Source organism: Metabacillus sp. cB07 (assembly GCF_016839225.1).
GTDB lineage: Bacteria > Bacillota > Bacilli > Bacillales > Bacillaceae > Bacillus_P > Bacillus_P indicus.
In genome coordinates this window covers 1,234,029-1,251,522 of sequence record NZ_CP069296.1, presented here as the reverse complement: position 1 = coordinate 1,251,522, position 17,494 = coordinate 1,234,029, and the positions used below count along the sequence as shown (strand labels likewise).

The 17,494-nt window shown below is 42.5% G+C and carries 23 protein-coding genes; 5 read left to right on the top strand and 18 right to left on the bottom strand.

The features are described 5' to 3' along the window. Positions 1-117: 117 nt before the first annotated feature. Positions 118-1,464 carry a GntP family permease gene (locus tag JOJ89_RS06335; protein WP_203289913.1) on the bottom strand — a complete coding sequence of 449 codons (1,347 nt, stop codon included), beginning with the start codon at positions 1,462-1,464 and terminating at the stop codon, positions 118-120. Positions 1,465-1,522: 58 nt separating this feature from the next. Then, positions 1,523-2,254, bottom strand: a complete 732-nt coding sequence (locus tag JOJ89_RS06330; protein ID WP_203289912.1) for a GntR family transcriptional regulator — start codon at positions 2,252-2,254, stop codon at positions 1,523-1,525. A 238-nt stretch (positions 2,255-2,492) separates the two neighbouring features. Here JOJ89_RS06330 and JOJ89_RS21355 point away from each other — a divergent pair, with 238 nt between their 5' ends. Next, the gene (locus tag JOJ89_RS21355; RefSeq protein ID WP_203290272.1) at positions 2,493-2,672 is read left to right on the top strand and encodes a DHHA1 domain-containing protein; all 180 of its coding nucleotides are present in this window, start codon (positions 2,493-2,495) and stop codon (positions 2,670-2,672) included. A gap of 304 nt (positions 2,673-2,976) precedes the next feature. Then, complete coding sequence (locus JOJ89_RS06320; RefSeq protein ID WP_203289911.1) at positions 2,977-3,147, top strand: DUF3934 family protein; 171 nt, start codon at positions 2,977-2,979, stop codon at positions 3,145-3,147. A 323-nt stretch (positions 3,148-3,470) separates the two neighbouring features. Here JOJ89_RS06320 and JOJ89_RS06315 read toward each other — a convergent pair whose 3' ends face one another. From JOJ89_RS06315 to JOJ89_RS06285, 7 genes are all read right to left on the bottom strand, one after another. Then, positions 3,471-3,941, bottom strand: a complete 471-nt coding sequence (locus tag JOJ89_RS06315) for an SMI1/KNR4 family protein (RefSeq protein WP_203289910.1) — start codon at positions 3,939-3,941, stop codon at positions 3,471-3,473. 26 nt (positions 3,942-3,967) lie between these two features. Next, a complete protein-coding gene (locus tag JOJ89_RS06310) occupies positions 3,968-5,983 on the bottom strand; it encodes a T7SS effector LXG polymorphic toxin (RefSeq protein WP_203289909.1) in 2,016 nt (671 codons plus the stop codon). A 7-nt stretch (positions 5,984-5,990) separates the two neighbouring features. Continuing rightward, positions 5,991-6,272 carry a YwqI/YxiC family protein gene (locus tag JOJ89_RS06305; RefSeq protein ID WP_029565253.1) on the bottom strand — a complete coding sequence of 94 codons (282 nt, stop codon included), beginning with the start codon at positions 6,270-6,272 and terminating at the stop codon, positions 5,991-5,993. Positions 6,273-6,287: 15 nt separating this feature from the next. Then, a complete protein-coding gene (locus JOJ89_RS06300) occupies positions 6,288-6,656 on the bottom strand; it encodes a YwqH-like family protein (protein ID WP_203289908.1) in 369 nt (122 codons plus the stop codon). A gap of 266 nt (positions 6,657-6,922) precedes the next feature. Beyond that, the gene (locus JOJ89_RS06295; RefSeq protein ID WP_158001592.1) at positions 6,923-7,090 is read right to left on the bottom strand and encodes a hypothetical protein; all 168 of its coding nucleotides are present in this window, start codon (positions 7,088-7,090) and stop codon (positions 6,923-6,925) included. 73 nt (positions 7,091-7,163) lie between these two features. Then, on the bottom strand, positions 7,164-7,355 hold the full coding sequence (locus JOJ89_RS06290; RefSeq protein WP_029565251.1) for a hypothetical protein: 192 nt from the start codon (positions 7,353-7,355) through the stop codon (positions 7,164-7,166). Between the two features lie 102 nt (positions 7,356-7,457). Further along, complete coding sequence (locus tag JOJ89_RS06285; RefSeq protein ID WP_029565250.1) at positions 7,458-8,009, bottom strand: hypothetical protein; 552 nt, start codon at positions 8,007-8,009, stop codon at positions 7,458-7,460. Between the two features lie 84 nt (positions 8,010-8,093). Between JOJ89_RS06285 and JOJ89_RS06280 the strand changes: the two genes are divergently transcribed. After that, positions 8,094-8,687 carry a TetR/AcrR family transcriptional regulator gene (locus JOJ89_RS06280; RefSeq protein WP_029565249.1) on the top strand — a complete coding sequence of 198 codons (594 nt, stop codon included), beginning with the start codon at positions 8,094-8,096 and terminating at the stop codon, positions 8,685-8,687. 8 nt (positions 8,688-8,695) lie between these two features. Here JOJ89_RS06280 and JOJ89_RS06275 read toward each other — a convergent pair whose 3' ends face one another. From JOJ89_RS06275 to JOJ89_RS06245, 7 genes are all read right to left on the bottom strand, one after another. Beyond that, positions 8,696-9,160 (bottom strand): hypothetical protein, encoded by a 465-nt coding sequence (locus tag JOJ89_RS06275; RefSeq protein WP_203289907.1) that lies wholly within the window; start codon positions 9,158-9,160, stop codon positions 8,696-8,698. A gap of 110 nt (positions 9,161-9,270) precedes the next feature. Beyond that, positions 9,271-9,648 carry a VOC family protein gene (locus JOJ89_RS06270; RefSeq protein ID WP_203289906.1) on the bottom strand — a complete coding sequence of 126 codons (378 nt, stop codon included), beginning with the start codon at positions 9,646-9,648 and terminating at the stop codon, positions 9,271-9,273. A gap of 495 nt (positions 9,649-10,143) precedes the next feature. Then, entirely contained in the window at positions 10,144-11,205 is a 1,062-nt protein-coding gene (locus JOJ89_RS06265; RefSeq protein WP_203289905.1) for a bifunctional transcriptional activator/DNA repair enzyme AdaA, read from the bottom strand. A 102-nt stretch (positions 11,206-11,307) separates the two neighbouring features. Beyond that, positions 11,308-12,054: a class I SAM-dependent methyltransferase gene (locus JOJ89_RS06260; RefSeq protein ID WP_203289904.1), complete on the bottom strand. Its 747-nt coding sequence runs from the start codon at positions 12,052-12,054 to the stop codon at positions 11,308-11,310. 231 nt (positions 12,055-12,285) lie between these two features. Then, positions 12,286-13,587: a hemolysin family protein gene (locus JOJ89_RS06255; protein WP_029282266.1), complete on the bottom strand. Its 1,302-nt coding sequence runs from the start codon at positions 13,585-13,587 to the stop codon at positions 12,286-12,288. A gap of 112 nt (positions 13,588-13,699) precedes the next feature. After that, a complete protein-coding gene (locus JOJ89_RS06250) occupies positions 13,700-14,071 on the bottom strand; it encodes a MerR family transcriptional regulator (RefSeq protein WP_035206464.1) in 372 nt (123 codons plus the stop codon). Positions 14,072-14,254: 183 nt separating this feature from the next. After that, a complete protein-coding gene (locus tag JOJ89_RS06245) occupies positions 14,255-14,584 on the bottom strand; it encodes a hypothetical protein (protein WP_203289903.1) in 330 nt (109 codons plus the stop codon). Between the two features lie 82 nt (positions 14,585-14,666). Between JOJ89_RS06245 and JOJ89_RS06240 the strand changes: the two genes are divergently transcribed. Further along, positions 14,667-15,224, top strand: coding sequence for a hypothetical protein (locus JOJ89_RS06240; RefSeq protein ID WP_203289902.1), 558 nt, complete (start codon positions 14,667-14,669; stop codon positions 15,222-15,224). 66 nt (positions 15,225-15,290) lie between these two features. Here JOJ89_RS06240 and JOJ89_RS06235 read toward each other — a convergent pair whose 3' ends face one another. Both JOJ89_RS06235 and JOJ89_RS06230 read right to left on the bottom strand, forming a co-directional pair. Continuing rightward, a complete protein-coding gene (locus JOJ89_RS06235; protein WP_029282273.1) occupies positions 15,291-15,641 on the bottom strand; it encodes a DUF4181 domain-containing protein in 351 nt (116 codons plus the stop codon). 96 nt (positions 15,642-15,737) lie between these two features. Continuing rightward, on the bottom strand, positions 15,738-16,946 hold the full coding sequence (locus JOJ89_RS06230; RefSeq protein ID WP_203289901.1) for an MFS transporter: 1,209 nt from the start codon (positions 16,944-16,946) through the stop codon (positions 15,738-15,740). Between the two features lie 174 nt (positions 16,947-17,120). Between JOJ89_RS06230 and JOJ89_RS06225 the strand changes: the two genes are divergently transcribed. Then, positions 17,121-17,480: a winged helix-turn-helix transcriptional regulator gene (locus tag JOJ89_RS06225; RefSeq protein WP_029282277.1), complete on the top strand. Its 360-nt coding sequence runs from the start codon at positions 17,121-17,123 to the stop codon at positions 17,478-17,480. Positions 17,481-17,494: the final 14 nt, after the last annotated feature.

The following is a 17,494-nucleotide window of genomic DNA, read 5'->3' as shown; positions in this document are numbered from 1 at the left end:
ATACCACTCCTCTTGTATAACGCGTTATTGCAAATACTTAAAGGCAGAGGATTAAGATCCCTCTGCCTTTAAGTGTTTGCTGACTTGTTTTAGTTCCTACTGCGTTTACACAAATAATTAAACAAACAGGCTAAGCAACAGAATAAACAGAAGTCCTGCTACTGAAATAATGGTTTCAAGCAAGGTCCAAGTAGCAAACGTTTCTTTCATGCTCAGGCCGAAGTACTCTTTGAACATCCAGAAACCTGCATCATTAACATGGGAGGCAATCAGACTTCCTGCGCCAGTTGCAAGGACAACCAAAGCCAGGTTTACGTCAGTCGTGCCAAGCATCGGGATAACGAGACCGGCTGTTGTTAGTGCAGCCACTGTCGCTGATCCAAGCGAGATGCGAAGGATTGCTGCAATAATCCAGGCAAGCAGGATAGGTGACATGGAAGTGCCTTCAAAAAGATCGGCTACGTAGGTTCCGACACCACCGTCAATCAATACTTGTTTGAAAGCACCGCCGCCTCCTATGATCAGAAGCATCATCCCAATGTGAGTAATGGCGGTCGTACAAGAATCCATTACCTGTTTCATTGGAATGTTGCGGGCAATTCCCATTGAATAGATGGCAAATAATAAGGAAATCAGCATGGCCGTTCCAGCTTCACCAATGAACCGAATGGCTGCAAGGAAGCTATTGTCATCAAGCCCAACTGTATTTTGTACCAGAGTAATAATGGTTGCAATTGACATTAGGATTACTGGAAGCAAAGCAGTAAATACACTAATGCCAAAGCCTGGTGTATCCTCAAGCTTAAACGTTTTTTGTTCTCCCAAAGAGGCAATGCTTCCGGTCTTCGTAAATGATTCAGGAACAATCTTCTGCGCAATTTTTGTAAAAACAGGGCCTGCCAGAAGAACTGTTGGAATGGAAATAATGATTCCGTAAAGAAGAACCTGGCCAATATCCGCCCCGTATTCACCAGATATAACAGTCGGACCCGGATGCGGAGGCAAGAAGCCGTGGGTTACAGACAGAGCGGCTGTCATTGGAATACCGAGATAAAGAATGGAAACTCGCAGCTGTCGTGCAATGGCGAAAACGATAGGAATTAAAAGGACAAGTCCAACCTCAAAGAAAAGAGCTATTCCGATGATGAATGATGCAGCGACAACAGCCCACTGGATATTCTTCACACCGAATTTGTTTACTAGAGTCATAGCAATACGCTGAGCTCCACCCGAATCAGCGATTAATTTACCGAGCATTGCACCAAGACCGAAGATAAGCGCAAGATGACCAAGTGTTCCGCCTAAACCTGCTTCAATCGTTTTGACGATCGTTTCAAGAGGCATTCCAAGTGCAAGTGCAACACCGAATGATACGATGATTAAAGAAACAAACGTATTCAGTTTTAAGCCCATGATCAGCACCAATAAGGCTATTATTCCAATTCCTACTATAATTAAAGGCATGTCTTACTTCCTCCTAGTGTCTGGTACTCGAGGTACCGATATCTATGTTGTACACATTCTACTCTTTTCTGTCTCCAACACCTTTATTGAGCAGTTCCTGAGACATCCAAAGGTCATCCACTTTGTCCTGTACATCATCGAAGTTTTGATGCAGCGACATTTTCATGAGCTCACGGTCCTTTGTTGTAATCGCATTGATATAAAGTTCGTGATTATTGAGGATCCTTTCGAAATCTTCGTATTTTTCCCTGAACCTTGCCCGCATTGAAAGCAGAATCAAGCTTTCCATAACAGGCTTTAAATTGTTCCAAATCATCATGATATAGGAATGACCTGAAGCCCTAATGATGGTTTCGTGGAAGAGGACATCCTGAAAAGAGAATTCATCTGCATCCTGATATTTGATTGCGACCTTCATCATTTCTACAATTTTATGAAGCTCTCTCTCCAGCTCCTTTGTATCTTCTTTAACAAGCCTTTCGAACACGAACGTTTCAATCAGCAGACGCACATCGTATATCTCCTGAATTTCCTTTTCAGACAGTCCGACAACTACCGCTCCCATCCGTTCCAGCCGAATCATATTTTCCGATGCAAGCGTCTTCATTGCATCGCGGACTGGTGAACGGCTTACAGAAAAATCAGCCGCTATCTTATTTTCAGAGAGAATGGTTCCGCTTTCAATTAACCCTGAAATAATACGCATCCTAAGCTCCGATGTGATGCGATCCCCGATGGAACCCTTTAAAATCCATTTTTCCGGATACATATATTCTGTGTTGTTCTCCATAATGCCACCTCATTTGATAGACAAGTATACTTGTATACAAGTATATTAACATGAATATTTATTTTTGCAAACGCTTAACCTTGAGATTTTGTTTTTAACAAGAATACACTATCCATTGATTTAGCAAGGGTTAGCCTATATATATTTAACAGAGGAGAAACTGGCTGCTTATGGGGCTGGATCATGCGGAGGAGGCAAATCTTGTAAATGTCCTGTCTTCGATGGCACGGGTTAGAATCTGGTCTTCTTTATTGAATATCCGAATGAAATTCGCATTAGGATTCGTTCAAGGAACATCCCGATTGATGACACTGCCCGGAGGTTTGGCGGCGGAGGGCAATTTTTTGCTTCAAGTGCCTCGATTGAATCATGGGAAAATGCGGATAAAATGATTGAAGCGTTGAATCGTAAGACTTAAACCGAATATTGGAACTATTTTTGGTTTTTACATAAGGCTAGGTGTTTGTGGTAGTGTAGTACTATTATGCTTATAAGAAGAGCGGATCTGTTCTGGCCGAGGCCTTTGGCGATTGAACAAGATAACGATTCGCATGATTTAATGATTTCTTGGCTATTTTCGAAAATATTGTTGCTAATGAATGTTAAAAGCCTAATGTAGATTGCAGCGGAAGGAACGGCAACATTTAACAACAATTTAAGCGAAAACAGCCTATTAAATAAACACGCTGCAAGTCAGCGTTCAATTATAATGGAGTGATCGTATGGGTAAAGCTAAAGCAAAAACAAAGAGCAGCAAAGGCGGGACAGGCGGAGGAACAGGCAAAAAGGGCTGGAATCGCTGGCAGGCTAGCGCCAATAAAAAGAAGAGTTTTAAGCCTTATACAAGTAAGGGCACGAAACAGCAGAACGATGAAAAAAGTTCAAAAGAATAATATGAATGACAGCACCTGGATCCTTTTTGGGTCTAAGACATCTCCGATGATTTGGAGGAGATTTTTATCCTCTTTCACATCTGTGTTGGCCGGTTTTGACAGGAGACGCCTTGGATGCCTGCTTGTCCATATATTCTAAGGAAGCGTTAGAACCATCTCCCTGCTTCCCTAAAATACTTACAAAATTCACATTGAAATAAAAAAATAGATGACCTCGGAAAGAAGTCATCTACTAATTTAATTTTTCATATTGGTCTGAAAAATAATTATATATCTGAAAGCTCAATCAATAATTATATTCAATGTTTTATATGTTTCTAGTCTCATTCAAGGATATTCAAAAATTCAGAAAAGCTATCTGCCACCTTATATGTTACAGGATCAAATTCACCGGATTCTTCATGAGACCAAATACATACACTAGGATTATTCTTATCTGCTCTATAATCCAAGCAGACAAAATCCCCAGCAAATATACTAGCTATTGGCAATACTTCCGCCCCTAATAAGTCTTCGTTATCAGTTAACCTTTCACCAATTTGAGTGAAAACAACATCTATGTCGTAAATTCCATTTGCATTATCCTCAATATCATCTAACATACATAAAAACCTTTCAACTGCATAACCGCGGTTACTATACTCGAATGTTCCATCATCAATCTCTGCTCCATTATTCTCTTTTATAAATCTCAAAAAGGACTCTGGAAGTTTAAGCCGCCAGAACTTCTCATGCTTTTTTATCAATTCATCAGTTGGCAAAGGTTTTACTATAGTGTTATGTTTAATTTTCATAGTTTATCTCCTTACTTTAGAGTGAACTATCTCGGGGCATCTGCCCACAACCCTGTTGATCTGCCGCCATTATGAATAGTTATATTGTGTATTCCAAAAGGGACCAGTTCCATTGTACCAGGAACTTCAGTGTGATGCCATGTCATACCTTCTGGTCTTCCACCAATTGCATTGTCAAGCCACTCAAATTGTTCATCGTCAGATTTCAACCATAGTTTTTCTGGTAAAATTTTCGTTTCTACGACAAGTCCAGCATTTTTAAAATCAGCGTATCCATACCTCATCCCATCTGCTTTAATAATGTTAACATTGGGAATTAGACCATCTGCGATAGCCTTTTCTTTGATCAACTTTTTTTGACGAGCTGTTAAATGCTCACCGCCATGAAATGACTTATTCCATGACCAAGTTTTATTTGTTTGAATCTTTTCGCTGTAAAGTCTTGCAAAATCATCAACAACATTATCAAAAGGTATAGTACCTTCAATAAATTCATCAATTTTTTTTGTATTTATATTATTCGATGTCTTAAATACTTCACCAATCTTACCACTTACATCTCCTACAACCTTCCCAACACTCTCAGTAGCATTAACAATCGTATCCTTAGCTTTTACGAATGACTCTCGGGAATTTTCAACTATATCGCGCATCATAAAAGGAATAGGCATACCGCTGGCATCTAACACTTCACCCATTTTGGTATCCAAAAACCCATCCACCATCCGCCCCATACCCATCTTCGTCCGAACCAGCGGCCCCTTCACAACATCCTCATAGGTCTTCTTCAATAGGACATTGATTTTCTCAGGGTTCAATACATGCTTGGCTTTCCTGTAGATATCCGCTGCCTGGTTGCTGAGGGCTTTCATGTTGACGATGGTTTTGAACAGGTTGGACTGGACAAAGTCGTTGATCTGTTTTTTGTAGCGGTGGGCTTCTTTTATGACGTTTTCCTTCATGTAGTCTTTGAGTTTTGCAGTGTCCATGACGTTGAAGGGAATGCTTTTTGGTTTTTCTGCCTCAGCCAGTTTTCCGAGTTTGCTCAGTTTGCCGGCTTTGCTGACTTTGTCGAGGCCGCCTGTGAAGAAGGTGGCGGCGATGGAAAGGGTGCCATAGGTGAAGAACCGGGATCTGCTGCGGGCGTCGCCGTTGATGACGTCGCGTTCCCATGCTGCTTCAAGGGCCCCTATCATGGCGCCGATGGTTTCGTCGATGTTGATGACGGCGTTTATGATGCCCGTGACCAGTCCAGGGAAATCTGTGAAAATGGCGATGATCAGGTCAAAGAGGCCTACGACAAGATCTTTGACAAACTGGTAGATCCCTTCGGCAATTCCGACAAAGACATCTCCGATGATTTGGAGGAGGTTTTTATCCTCTTTCACTTTCGTGTTGGCCGGTTTTTCACAGCTGGCGCCCTGGACTTGTCCATCTGTTTTTACAGTAGCCGGCTGGAAGAGATTTTGCAAGTCGTTTACTTTTTTTACGACGGTCTGCAGTTCATTCTCAAGGTTTGTCAGGAGGGAAGCCTGGCGATGATCGAATTCTGAGAGCTGTTCGCTCGTTTCATTTTTTTGCCTTCTTGCCTTCTCTACCATTTCTGCGAAGAAGCGGTCGTCTATTTTCGGCAGGTTCACAATGTCCGAGACTCTGCTAATTGTGGAGTTCGTTTCGTTCGTCAGCTGGTTTGTCCGCTCTCTGGCTCTGGTTAAGTCCTGTTCGACCTGCTGGTCAAGAAAACTCCTGCGGATATAACCTGAGCGGGATGGCTCAAGGTTATGGAGCGATTTTTTCATGCTGTCAAGCCCCGTTTGATAGTGTGCGAGAAAGGCAGAGTAGCTCGACATGACAGGGAGGTGATGTTTCTCATAGAAATAACGGATCGCTTCCCCGCCTTCGCCTTTGAAGGCATCTTCGAGATCAATGATTCCCTTTATCGCTGTTTCAAGCTGCTTGATTTGCGCTGTCTGTGACGTTATTTTTTCTTTCGTTTTTTCAATGGCCGAGTGAAAGGCATCAGCATCAAGTACATGTGTCATCCGTTCCTCACCTTCCTCCGGCGATCGCAGCGGAAAGATGTTCGTCTGCTTTTTTCATCTGATCGACCGATTGCCGGGTTGCGTCTGCGTTAAGAATCAGCAATTCTTTATAAGTTTCCATCGCTTTTTGACAGGCTTCATTTACCTCGTTCAGCTTTTTTATCGCTTCCAGTTCATTTCCCGCACCGATTCCTGCCGGAAAATCGGTCTGAAGAGCATGGATAGCTGATTTCATGGCAGCCAGTGCTTCTTCTATTTCACCGTAATGGATTTTTATTTCCGTTCCCAATCCGTTCCTCTCCCTTTACCGGGTTTTTTCCGAAAGCAATGCTTCTCTTCGCTCTTCAGCTTCAAGTGAGGCAATGGCTGCTTTTACATGGTTAATCTCCGTCATAATCTGCTGGATTTTTTGATCCAGCACCTGGAATACATCACGAAATTGAGACATGTGAATCTCCTCATGTGCCGGCTGTATATCGTTTTCCCGAACTCTATTAAACTCATTGGACAGCTCACCGTACCACGTATTAGACGTTAATTCCGGTTCGGCCGCCAAATGCCGGCTGCTGAAAAAGTCATACTGATGATCTGACAATTGACTGCTGCATGTGCGCAGCCGCTGAAGCTTCTCTTCCAAGTCACGCAGCTTTACGTTTTGGGCTGATAAAGACAAAGGTTTGCACCTCCTGTATAGATTTTCCTCTCAAAATTTTAACACTATTTACCAAACGTAACTATTAGCTATTAGTCCCAGTTTGAGAATTCGACACATTTTTTAATGAGTCTTACTGCCTATCTCCCAAACACTTAACGTGATGGACTTACCAAAAACACCGCAGTTTTTTATCGGAATCCGCAAAGCTGGACCGCAATTTCATCTTCTTTTTCTCCGTGAAATGAACAAAACACCTGTTGCGAGGGGCAGGTGTTTTGAAAAAATCATCGTTTTGTTTCATTGAGCTTATCTGACTTTAGCTCGATGATCTCTTTTTCAAGTTTATCGATCCGTTTCTTGGTTGTGTTTCTAGATTTAAAAATAAGCGACAGGATGCCGAATACCATAGCAAAGGTAAAAAGCTGAAAAATTATGTCCCCTGTGTTTGCCATAGAGCAGTCTCCTTTCCGGAAATAAGTATAATGAATATACGTTTCCGGTAAGAAAAAGTTTCATATATAGAGACTACCGGTACCCGCTCCCCTTCACAATTAGAACCAATATTACCGCAAGTATTAACCCTCCAAGAATAAACGGCCCGAGACCCGAACTGTAGACAAGATACACTTTCACATGCTTGATGGTCGTGACGATCACGTAAACGAAGAAAATCAGGCTCAGTCCGGCAATGAGCGGAATATATGGATTTCGCTTCAAGTTGATCAGCCCTTTTTAAAGCTTTTAATTATGCCTATGCCGGCGACAATTTGTATCATGCAAAAAAGGCGCCATTCAAGGAAGAATGTGCGCCAATTATATTTACATCTCTCTTCCCTTCGTCTCCATCTTTTTCGGAAAAAGTGTGTAGCTGAAGCTGATGAGAAAATCGACACCGAGAACCAGCGTCCAAATCTGCAACGTTCTAAACAGCTGTTCGGTTTGCTGCCCGTTGTTAATGTAGAAAATGATTGCTCCAAGGAAAAACGCTCCGATTGCCCATGCCAGGAGATGCCGCAGCCAGCCTTCCCGTTCACGCTTTGCATGTTCTGATCCGTACTTTGCTTTTTTCGGCGGTTTTTCTCCATTGGCAAATCTGTAGGCAAAATGCCGGTCCGCCCATTTAATCATGCTGTGCCCAAATGCGATGCTTACTCCTATATAAATCGCCGCAATCCCATGCACCATGGTGGCGGTTGCGCCATTTTTCAAATCAAGAACAGTTGCTGCAAGCAGCACTAAGTCAACAACCGGCGTACAAATCAGTAAAAATGCGCCAAGTTTCTTCTTTTTCAAAAGATACCTTGCAGCCAAACCCGCTAATACAAAGACCCAAAATCCAATTTCACATGCAATAATCAGCCAGCCAATCAAGTAAGCTCCCCCTTATTTAACACAAGTGTATGATTTCATAGTAGCAGAATGTTTTTTATAATACAACTGTGTTATAATAAAGACATGCCAAAAATAATCGATCATGACAAACGAAAACAGCAAATAGCCGAAGCCACATGGAAAGTGATTGCCGAGGAAGGCATCGAGCAGGCGACGGTTCGGAAAATTGCAAAGGCGACCGGACTGTCTGCGGGAGCCCTGAGGCACTACTTTTCCACACAGTCTGAGCTGCTTTTATATTCCATGAACCTAGTTTCTGAACGGGTGAAAGAACGGACAATGTCCAAAACGTATCAAGGGGATCCATTCGACCTTGTGAAAGATGCCCTGTCGGAACTGCTTCCGATTGATGATGAGAGAAGACTGGAAATGGAGGTGTGGCTCGTTTTCTCCGTCAAAACACTTGTAGAAGAAAAGCTGCGTGCTTTAAGCGAAGATGTTTATGTGGAAATGAAAGAAGGGATCAGCGCGATCATTCAGCTGCTCGTCAATCTTGGCCTGCTGAAAGAAGAGTGTAATCCGGATGAAGAAGCGGTCAGGCTGCATGTATTAGTCGATGGTCTTGCCGTGCATCATTTGCTGCATCCCGTTTCTTTTCCGCAGCAGAAGATGATGGATGCGCTCGAGTATCATTTGAAATCCATTTGTACGTTCTAAAGGGAGAACTATTCCGGTCCTCCCTTCAGTACTTCCTGCTGCCAGAGCTGATAGAGATAGATCAGCACTGCCATGAGCGTAAAGGTCAAATAGATCTCCCAGTTTGTATAGTTCACAAGCTTATACAGGCCAAGGCTCTCAAACCACTCATTCAAGGGAAAAGCAAACAAAGCATCGATTGCAAGGTTGATCAGCAAATACAGCTTAAAGTTTCCAAAGGTGAAATAAAGAATCCAGATCGTTCCGACCAAAAATGCTCCGTAAACGAACGGAAAATAGGTAATAATCTGCGGCAAAATGGTTTCTTTGACCACCCACCACTTGTATGTATAGGCGAGCTCATTCTGCACCGTTACAAGGAGCGATGCAAAGATGGCGACCGGCATGAACCGTTTGATGGTTTGCTTGTCCAAGAAAAACAGTGACAGCCATGGAACAATAAACGACGACCAGATGATAAAGTCATTGAGCATACCGTTTCTCCTCACAGGATTGATAGGTTTAATCTTTCCTATCCCTGGAAAATCACTCGGGTATAGAACAAAAAGAGCGGCCGCTGAATTGTCAGTGACCGCTCTTTTTGTTACATAGCCGTGCAAATTTCAATATAATGACCGTCCGGATCCGTTACATAGGCGACGGTTTGTCCCCATGGTTTGACTGTCGGTTCCTTTACAACAGGCACGCCGGCGCTTCGCAGCTTTTCAATAGTTGATTCAACATTCTCAACGGTAAATCCAACTTCAAAGCTTTGGGGAGCATCGGTCTGAGGCATGTCCAGTCCAATCAGTTCCTGCACAGACTCACGTGTATTCATGGATAAAGTCGTCGCCCCGGTGTCAAATTCAACATATGTTCCCTGCTGCATTTTCACCTTCAAACCAAGTTGATCACGGTAGAATTTCATTGATTTTTCGAAATCAGTTACATACAAAATGACATATTTCATTGATAAGTTCACTTGCACAGCCCTCTCTTCGATTATAGTTTCGTTAATTTCTTCCATAATTATAAGCTAAGGCTATACAGGGGAGAAGTCAACGTCAATTACTTGCACTTTTCAATGTTTAACTTGAGTAAATGATTCTTTTAGTTGAAAAAGGATATTCTTTACTTGCCGAATTGCTGCCTTCATTTGAAAATTTCCAGGCACCTCCTAAATTCTGATCTTCCATCCTGTGTTCTCTTAGAAATAAGGCCTTGCTATTCGCCTTTGGGCATCTAATACATACTGTTTTCATTTGCTGCATGCCATCCTATGATGCATATTCTCGATTACTTGCCATCTAAGCCGCTTTACTTGAATGAATACCTCTTTTTCTTGAAAAAGCACCACCTTTACTTGCCGAATTGCTGCCTTTACTTGAAATCTTCCAGTCGCCTCCTAATTACAACTTAACCAGCCAGATTCAGGCGGCAAAAAAGAAGCTGCCCATGCAGCTTCTTTAATGAAATATTACCTAACTCCCGAATGCTTCCTCTCCCATTCAAGAAGCCATGCTTTTCTCTGAATTCCGCCTCCGTAACCGCCAAGTCCGCCGTCAGAAGCAATGACTCTATGGCATGGAATCAGAATGCAAAGCTGGTTAGCGCCGTTCGCCCGCGCGACGGCTCTGTAAGCTTTCGGATTGCCCGCCTGAACGGCTAGCTCCTTGTAGCTGATCGTTTCGCCTGGGGGAATCTCTCTCAGCAATCTCCAAACGTTTCGCTGAAATTCAGAGCCCGCTTCAGAATAGACAGGAGTTTCAAACGTGAGACATTTTCCCTCAAAGTAATCGTTCAGCTCACGTTCGATCTGTTGAAGAACCGAATTATTGCCCGGAACGATAGCGGCAGCATGTTTGGCCCTAATGTTCTCAAGTTCTTTTTCCAATCCCCTGCGGTCGACAAATTCAAGAAGATACAGCACATCTTCATCCGCAACAGCAACCATTGGACCAAGCTTGGTTTCGATCCATTTTGCCGTAAACAGCCGGATGTCCCTATTTTTCTTAGGGACCGCACCCATTGTTTTGGCAAAGGCATCGCGGAAGCCGTTTCCTGACTCATAGCCGCTGTCCAGCTGTGTGTAAATCAACGGTTTTCCGTTTCGAATGTGCTGAAAAGCCATCCCGAGGCGTCTTGAACGCGCGTATTCGATGAAGGTCATGCCGAACTGTTTCTTAAATTGCCTTCTGGCTGTGTGCGCAGTAATAGACAGCTCATCAAAATCTTTGTCTGTCCACTTTCGCTGAGGATTTTCCTCAATGGCAGCCACGAGTTTTTTCACTTCCGGCGACAGCGTGCTCGGGGTACTAAGAGGATGACATCTTTTGCATGGCCTGTAAGAGGCAAGCGCTGCTTCCTGAGCTGTTTTGAAAAACTCGCAGTTTTCTTTTAAAGGCTTTTTCGCATGACATGTCGGCCTGCAAAAGATGCCCGTTGTTTTTACCCCGACAAAGAACGTCCCCTCGTACGATGAATTTTTCTCAACCAGCATGCTGTAGTAGTGATCAATCATTTTTTGATCGTGGATCATTTGGTTTTTCTCCTTTATAAAGACTATTCGTACTAGTATCTTATCAAAAGGAAACGAAACAAAAACCAGAAAAATGAACATCAATTTTTTCACAACGACGGATCATTTTCCCGCTTTAACCACAAACCTGTGCTGCTTCACTTCGAAATAGCCTTTTTCTGCAATCTCATTATGAATCATGAGTAACCGCTCTTTGAAAAGATCAGGGGCAAAATCCGGAACCTGCCAAGGAATCGCCTTTAAATAATAGATGAGAGCCCCAATGTCATAAAAACGCTGAGAAGGATGCTCCTCTTTTGCAAACAGAATAGTAAATCCGGCTTCTTCTAGTCCATGCAAAGCATTTGAAAGATTCCACTGAAGATATTCCTCATTTGGCTTCACACCAAGAGCCTCATTTATTCTAAGACAATCCAGACCGCCAACCTGCTGAGTCAGGAAGAGTCCTCCCTCTTTTAAGATGCGGCTGACTTCTTCAGGGGCAAAGGATTCATGCTGGTTCAGGATCAAATCAAATGTCCCGTCAGGAAAAGGAAGTTCTGCATCGTTATCAACGGGAACAACGGTCACGCCCAATGGCTCAAGTTTGTTTTTGGCGACCGAAATGTTCGGTTCATATCCTTCTGTTGCAAAAACAGATGCAGGGAACGGCTGCAGTTTTGATAAAATTTCACCGCCTCCTGTACCCATGTCAAGCATCGATGCTGAATCAGAAATAAGGGATTGCGCCATGCTGCCGTAAGACCATGAGAGCAGACCGCTCTGCATTCTTCCGGTTTCTGTGATGAAGGAAAAGTCCCATCCTGTGAAGGGTCTTTCCACTTCTTTCATATACTCTTCAAATTTCATTCTGTTTCCTCCTTGTCATTTTTATGGCTTATCCAATGATTTGAGGAGGACCTCTGATTAATGCAAAGCGTTGTTATCGTTCGTGATTAAATGGGTTCATGTTAATCTCCTGTCTGTTTAAACGTTTTGTTACTAAAATTATGGCAAAAGGAATGAATTTGCACAATTCATATTTTTTAATAAATCCAGACATTAAAGAACCAGTCCAATGGAATGGACTGGTTCTTTTGATTAAGATTTAATTACTTCCAAGTAGCGAAGCTGATTTCCGTCTTTCTCAAAGACTTTAAACAAATTGCCCTCTGCTTCGATTTCGGTTCCGGTTTCAGCATCAAGATGATGAGTGAGGAACCATCCGCCGATTGTATCGACATCTAACTCTTCCGTATTAAAGGTTGTTCCAAGCAATGTATTGACATCTTCAATCAGCAGTTTCGAATCCAGGATGTAGTGTCCTTCATTCAGCTTGCGGATCTCGGGAACCTCATCTTCATCAAATTCATCTCTGATTTCCCCGACGATTTCTTCTAAGATATCTTCAGCTGTCACAAGCCCTGAAGTACCTCCGTATTCGTCAATCAGCACGGCCATGTGTGTACGCTCTTTCTGCATTTTTACAAGAAGATCGTGGATTGCGATGGTTTCAATTACATTAATGACAGGATTAATGTAGTCGGCGATTTTTAAAGTGTGCGGTTCCTGCTTGGTCATGACTGCAGCTGTAAGCAGTTCTTTGATATTAATAAAGCCCTTAATGTTATCCTTGTCCCCGTCAACAACCGGATAACGTGTGTAGTTTTCATTTTTGACAATCTCAAAAATGTTTTCAAAAGAGTCATCTATTGAAATAGATACAATGTCCGTTCTTGGAACCATGATTTCTTTTGCGACTCTTTCATCAAACGCAAAGATATTATTCATATATTTCAGTTCGTTCTTATTGATTTCTCCGCTTTTATAGCTCTCTGATAGGAGAATTCTAAGCTCCTCTTCAGAGTGCGCTTCTTCATGCTCAGAAGCAGGCTTCAAACCGAACAGGCCAACCAGAATTCTTGCAGAACCGTTCAGGAACCAGATAAATGGGAACATGAGACGGTAAAACCAGATGATTGGAGTCGCAAATACAAGTGTTACCGCTTCGGCTTTTTGAATCGCTACCGTTTTCGGAGCAAGCTCGCCGATAACGACGTGAAGAAACGTGACAATCGCAAATGCAATACCGAACGAAAGAATATGGGTCATCGTTTCGTTTATATCAAATCGTTCAAACAATGGGTGCAGGAGTTTCTCAACTGTCGGCTCTCCAAGCCACCCAAGCCCGAGTGCTGTTATGGTGATTCCAAGCTGACAGGCAGACAAGTATTCATCAAGGTGTGTTGTGACTTTTTTTGCTGCAAGCGAGCCTTTTTTGCCCTCTGCAATCAGCTGGTCAATTCTTGAACTTCGGACCTTAACAATGGCAAATTCCGTCGCAACGAAAAATGCAGTCAGTGCAATCAATAATGCAATTAATAAAAGATTTATGGTTGTCAACGAGCAGTCTTACACGGGGTAAGACCTACACCTCCAATAATAGTTTTTGTTTCACCGCTAAAAGGATCTGCATTAAGCACTTTTTTAATACCAACTTCTTTTTTTGAAAAATTTAATGCAGCAGCAGAAGCAATGACTGAATTAAGGATAAGCTTTCACTTGAAATATTCTTTTTGAGACTCTCATACTTTTCAGGATCTGACTCTTTCAGCTGTTCGAGTGCTTTTGTGACATCCTGTTCCAGCCCCTGTATTTTAAGGCGGAGCTCAAGCACATCCACTTCCTCCGAAAAACGGCTGATAACCATTTTCTTAATCTCTTCAAGAGAATGCCCTTCTGCTTTGCATTTTTCAATAAAAGCAATTCGTTCTATAGAGGAATGATCATAGTACCTGTAATTTGAAGGAGAACGTTCCGCTTTAAGTAATCCCAGTGTCGTATAATAGTCAATTGTCCGCTTAGTTACTCCGGTAATTTCAGCCAATTCTCCAATTTTCAGTTTCTCAGCCCCAAGTCAATCCCCCCCAACCGTAACGTGATGGTTTTATTATATGTGTGACAGTTTATGATTACAACCAAAAGGAACAGACTTCGCAAAATTGTCAAAAAGTCTTTTCCTAATACACCATATTAATTTTCAGATTTTATTTTTCCTTGAATACCTCTATTATTCTCCAGGTAGATACCCAATCACTCTTTTCGTTTCTTGATCAACCAGAATAACAGGCGCACCTGCAGCCGTATTCGCACGGTCTTCAAACTCTACTCTTAAGACTTCGTCGCCTATGTACTGTTCGTCCATAAATTGTGCTTGCCCCTTATCCACCGTGTACGCTTCCACTTTTGCCTGTTCCCAGTCCCCGCTTACCCTGTTTTCCCATTTATTCTGTTTGATGAAGTTCCATCCTGCTTTTCTTACTTCCTTATATCCATCTTCTTCAGAATTAGAACAGCCTGTCAGCAGCAGGCAAAGCAGAAGCAGAATTGTTCTTTTCATAACAAACTCCTTCTATTTAAATATTCTGAAACTTATGCCGATTCTTATGCGTATACTTATTTAAGACAAGGAGGGCGTGACTATGAACTACAAAAATTATGAAAAGAAACATGTATTCGGAGTAATTGGTTTTCTCATTCTCATCCTGATTCCTTACTCTTCAATCCTCTTCCCATTTATGGTCGCCGATGTGCTTTATGCGACAAATCTGACGTGGTTTATCCAGCTTTCTAATGGAACGTACTTTTTGTATGGAGCCGGATTTCTGATGTGGGCAATTGCTGCTTTAATTGCTGCTTTCAGGAAAGCAGACCGCACTTTCCTTATATCAGGTTTGATTATTATTTTTCTCAGCATTGTGCCGTTTACAATCGGAGCCATTCAGCATAAACAGCTCAGTGATGAAGGAATTTCCTTCAGCAGAGGAATCGAACAGCACCAATACACATGGGATGAAGTGGAGAGCGCTGTTTTTCATTTGTCCAAGGAAAAAGGAGAACCCTCTGTTATTGAAATTGAATTCAAAGACGGAGAGAGTGTCTCCTTATTAAAAGACAAACACTTTACAGCGAATTACAGTTTGTTTCTGCAGAAAGTGAAGTATCATGAAATTGCGTTCACGGGAGATCATGCATCGTGAGGAATAATTGTGGTATCCGCTGTAGCAACGCAATTATTATGAAGAACTTTCTTCTTGTCCACCGTTTTAAAGGATATTCACCAGATACCCTCCTGCAATAAGCAAAGGAAAGACTGTAACAAAATGCAGTGTGATCAGATACTCTTTTCTCTCTTTTTCATACTTCCATTCCATGAACGTTCTAAAAGCAAAGAATGGAATAATAAATGCTAAAAACAGTCCAATAGAAAAATCAAAAATCATTAAACAGATTATATAGATCAGCAGCAGGATTCTTTCTGTCCACCGGTGCGCCGAGCTGACACCTCTGTAAATGAATCCCTTTGATTTTGGAATTTCCAATTTCTTTCTTAACAAGCTCTCTGACAGCGTTCCAATGAGGATGACGCCTGCAAAAAAAAGCAATCCTTTCAGCATACAAACACCTCCCATTCCATTATATTCCTTTCAACTTATGAATGGGTGCTTTTTTACTTAAAAAACGCCCAGGGCCTATGCCCTGAGCGTCATTGCTTATCCAGCCATCTTTTGGCTTTGAACGTTTTGGTCTTTCTTTTCAAGAGCACGGCTCCATCCAGTAAGGATGACAGCTCCGGCGACCATTACACCGCCGATCCATGCTGTGTGAATCAGGCCGATGGAGTCTGTAATGATGCCTCCGAGGAAGGCGCCGATGGCAATTCCTGCGTTAAATGCAGCAATGTTGATTGCCGATGCTACGTCCACGGCGCTTGGCACGAAGCGTTCTGCAAGCATTACGACGTAAACCTGAAGACCTGGAACGTTCATGAAGGCGAACAGTCCCATAACTAAAATGGTGATCAAACCTGCAATTTTAAATGGTGCTGTAAGTGTCAGGACAAATAGAACAATAGCCTGTGCGATAAACATATAGAAAAGGGCTTTGATCGGATTTTTATTGGAAAGCTTTCCGCCGATCATGTTTCCGATGGCAATGGCAATTCCGTATACAAGCAGAATAACGGCAACGGTCCCTTCTTTAAAACCAGTCACTTCAACAAGAAGCGGTGAAAGATACGTGAAGACGACAAAGGTTCCGCCGTATCCAAGGGCTGTTATTAAAAAGACAAGCAGCAGACGTCCGTTTTTCACAAGCTTCAGCTGATCGCCAAAGGTTGTGCGGTTGCCTTTTTTTAAGTTAGATGGAACAAGAATGCTGTTTGCAATGAGAGCAAGTATACCAATAAGAATAATGACGATAAACGCAAGTCTCCATCCAAACTGCTGGCCAATAAAGGTTCCGAATGGAACGCCTGTTACGGTAGCGACGGTAAGACCTGTAAACATGATAGAAATTGCACTTGCACGTCGGTCTTCAGGAACTAGGTCCGCTGCAATCGTTGAACCGATTGACATGAACACACCATGAGACAGCGCCGCAATCACGCGTCCGGCAAGAAGCATTTCAATGCTTGAAGCTCCGGCTGAAAGACTGTTTCCAAGAATAAAGACAATCATAATCCAAAGGAGCAGCGTCTTACGTGACATATTCGAGGTTAATGATGTTAAAACCGGTGCCCCGAACATAACTCCTACCGCATAAAGGGTGACGGTCAAACCTGCGGTTGTGACCGGGATATTTAAATCCTCTGCAATCATCGGCAGCAGGCCGACACTGATAAACTCCGTTGTTCCAATAGCAAATGCACTGACTGCAAGAGCTAGCAGCGCCCACATACTTCTTTTTTTATCTAAGCTCATGTATTTCTCCTCCTGGTAATTGATATTTATTTTAAAACGTGTATGGTAAAGATCAGCCGGCAAATGTTATTATGAGATATATCGAACATAAAGAAAAGTACGTACTTTCAAGTGCTGTAGGAACTAAAAAGTTAGGTAGGCACTTTTTGGTGCCTATTAGATAGGAGGATTTATATGGAGAAGAAATACAACATTCCCGTTGAAGCAACGCTTGAGATTATCGGCGGCAAGTGGAAATGCGTCATTCTCTGTCACTTGACCCACGGCAAGAGACGGACAAATGAGCTGAAAAAGCTGATGCCGAACATTACGCAAAAAATGCTCACACAGCAGCTGCGCGAGCTTGAAGACGACGGCGTGATTAACCGGATTGTCCATCCGGAAGTACCGCCGAAAGTCGAGTATGAATTGAGTGAATATGGCTGGAGCCTGCAAAGCATTCTGGATTCCCTTTGCGCCTGGGGAGAAAATCACATTACGAAGGTATACGGTGATAAATCAGCGGTGCTTGAAGAAAGCATTTTGAATAAATAAGCGGAATTCCATTG

Excerpts from the sequence above, each read along its gene's own strand:
- JOJ89_RS06275 (WP_203289907.1), bottom strand. The coding sequence starts at position 9,160 with ATGCTCAATGACTTTATCATCTGGTCGTCGTTTATTGTTCCATGGCTG.
- JOJ89_RS06330 (WP_203289912.1), bottom strand. The coding sequence starts at position 2,254 with ATGGAGAACAACACAGAATATATGTATCCGGAAAAATGGATTTTAAAG.
- JOJ89_RS06295 (WP_158001592.1), bottom strand. The coding sequence starts at position 7,090 with ATGGCAAACACAGGGGACATAATTTTTCAGCTTTTTACCTTTGCTATG.
- JOJ89_RS06260 (WP_203289904.1), bottom strand. The coding sequence starts at position 12,054 with ATGAAATTTGAAGAGTATATGAAAGAAGTGGAAAGACCCTTCACAGGA.
- JOJ89_RS06320 (WP_203289911.1), top strand. The coding sequence starts at position 2,977 with ATGGGTAAAGCTAAAGCAAAAACAAAGAGCAGCAAAGGCGGGACAGGC.
- JOJ89_RS06335 (WP_203289913.1), bottom strand. The coding sequence starts at position 1,464 with ATGCCTTTAATTATAGTAGGAATTGGAATAATAGCCTTATTGGTGCTG.
- JOJ89_RS06315 (WP_203289910.1), bottom strand. The coding sequence starts at position 3,941 with ATGAAAATTAAACATAACACTATAGTAAAACCTTTGCCAACTGATGAA.
- JOJ89_RS06265 (WP_203289905.1), bottom strand. The coding sequence starts at position 11,205 with ATGATCCACGATCAAAAAATGATTGATCACTACTACAGCATGCTGGTT.
- JOJ89_RS06245 (WP_203289903.1), bottom strand. The coding sequence starts at position 14,584 with ATGAAAAGAACAATTCTGCTTCTGCTTTGCCTGCTGCTGACAGGCTGT.
- JOJ89_RS06225 (WP_029282277.1), top strand. The coding sequence starts at position 17,121 with ATGGAGAAGAAATACAACATTCCCGTTGAAGCAACGCTTGAGATTATC.
- JOJ89_RS06310 (WP_203289909.1), bottom strand. The coding sequence starts at position 5,983 with ATGACACATGTACTTGATGCTGATGCCTTTCACTCGGCCATTGAAAAA.
- JOJ89_RS06230 (WP_203289901.1), bottom strand. The coding sequence starts at position 16,946 with ATGAGCTTAGATAAAAAAAGAAGTATGTGGGCGCTGCTAGCTCTTGCA.
- JOJ89_RS06240 (WP_203289902.1), top strand. The coding sequence starts at position 14,667 with ATGAACTACAAAAATTATGAAAAGAAACATGTATTCGGAGTAATTGGT.
- JOJ89_RS06280 (WP_029565249.1), top strand. The coding sequence starts at position 8,094 with ATGCCAAAAATAATCGATCATGACAAACGAAAACAGCAAATAGCCGAA.
- JOJ89_RS06235 (WP_029282273.1), bottom strand. The coding sequence starts at position 15,641 with ATGCTGAAAGGATTGCTTTTTTTTGCAGGCGTCATCCTCATTGGAACG.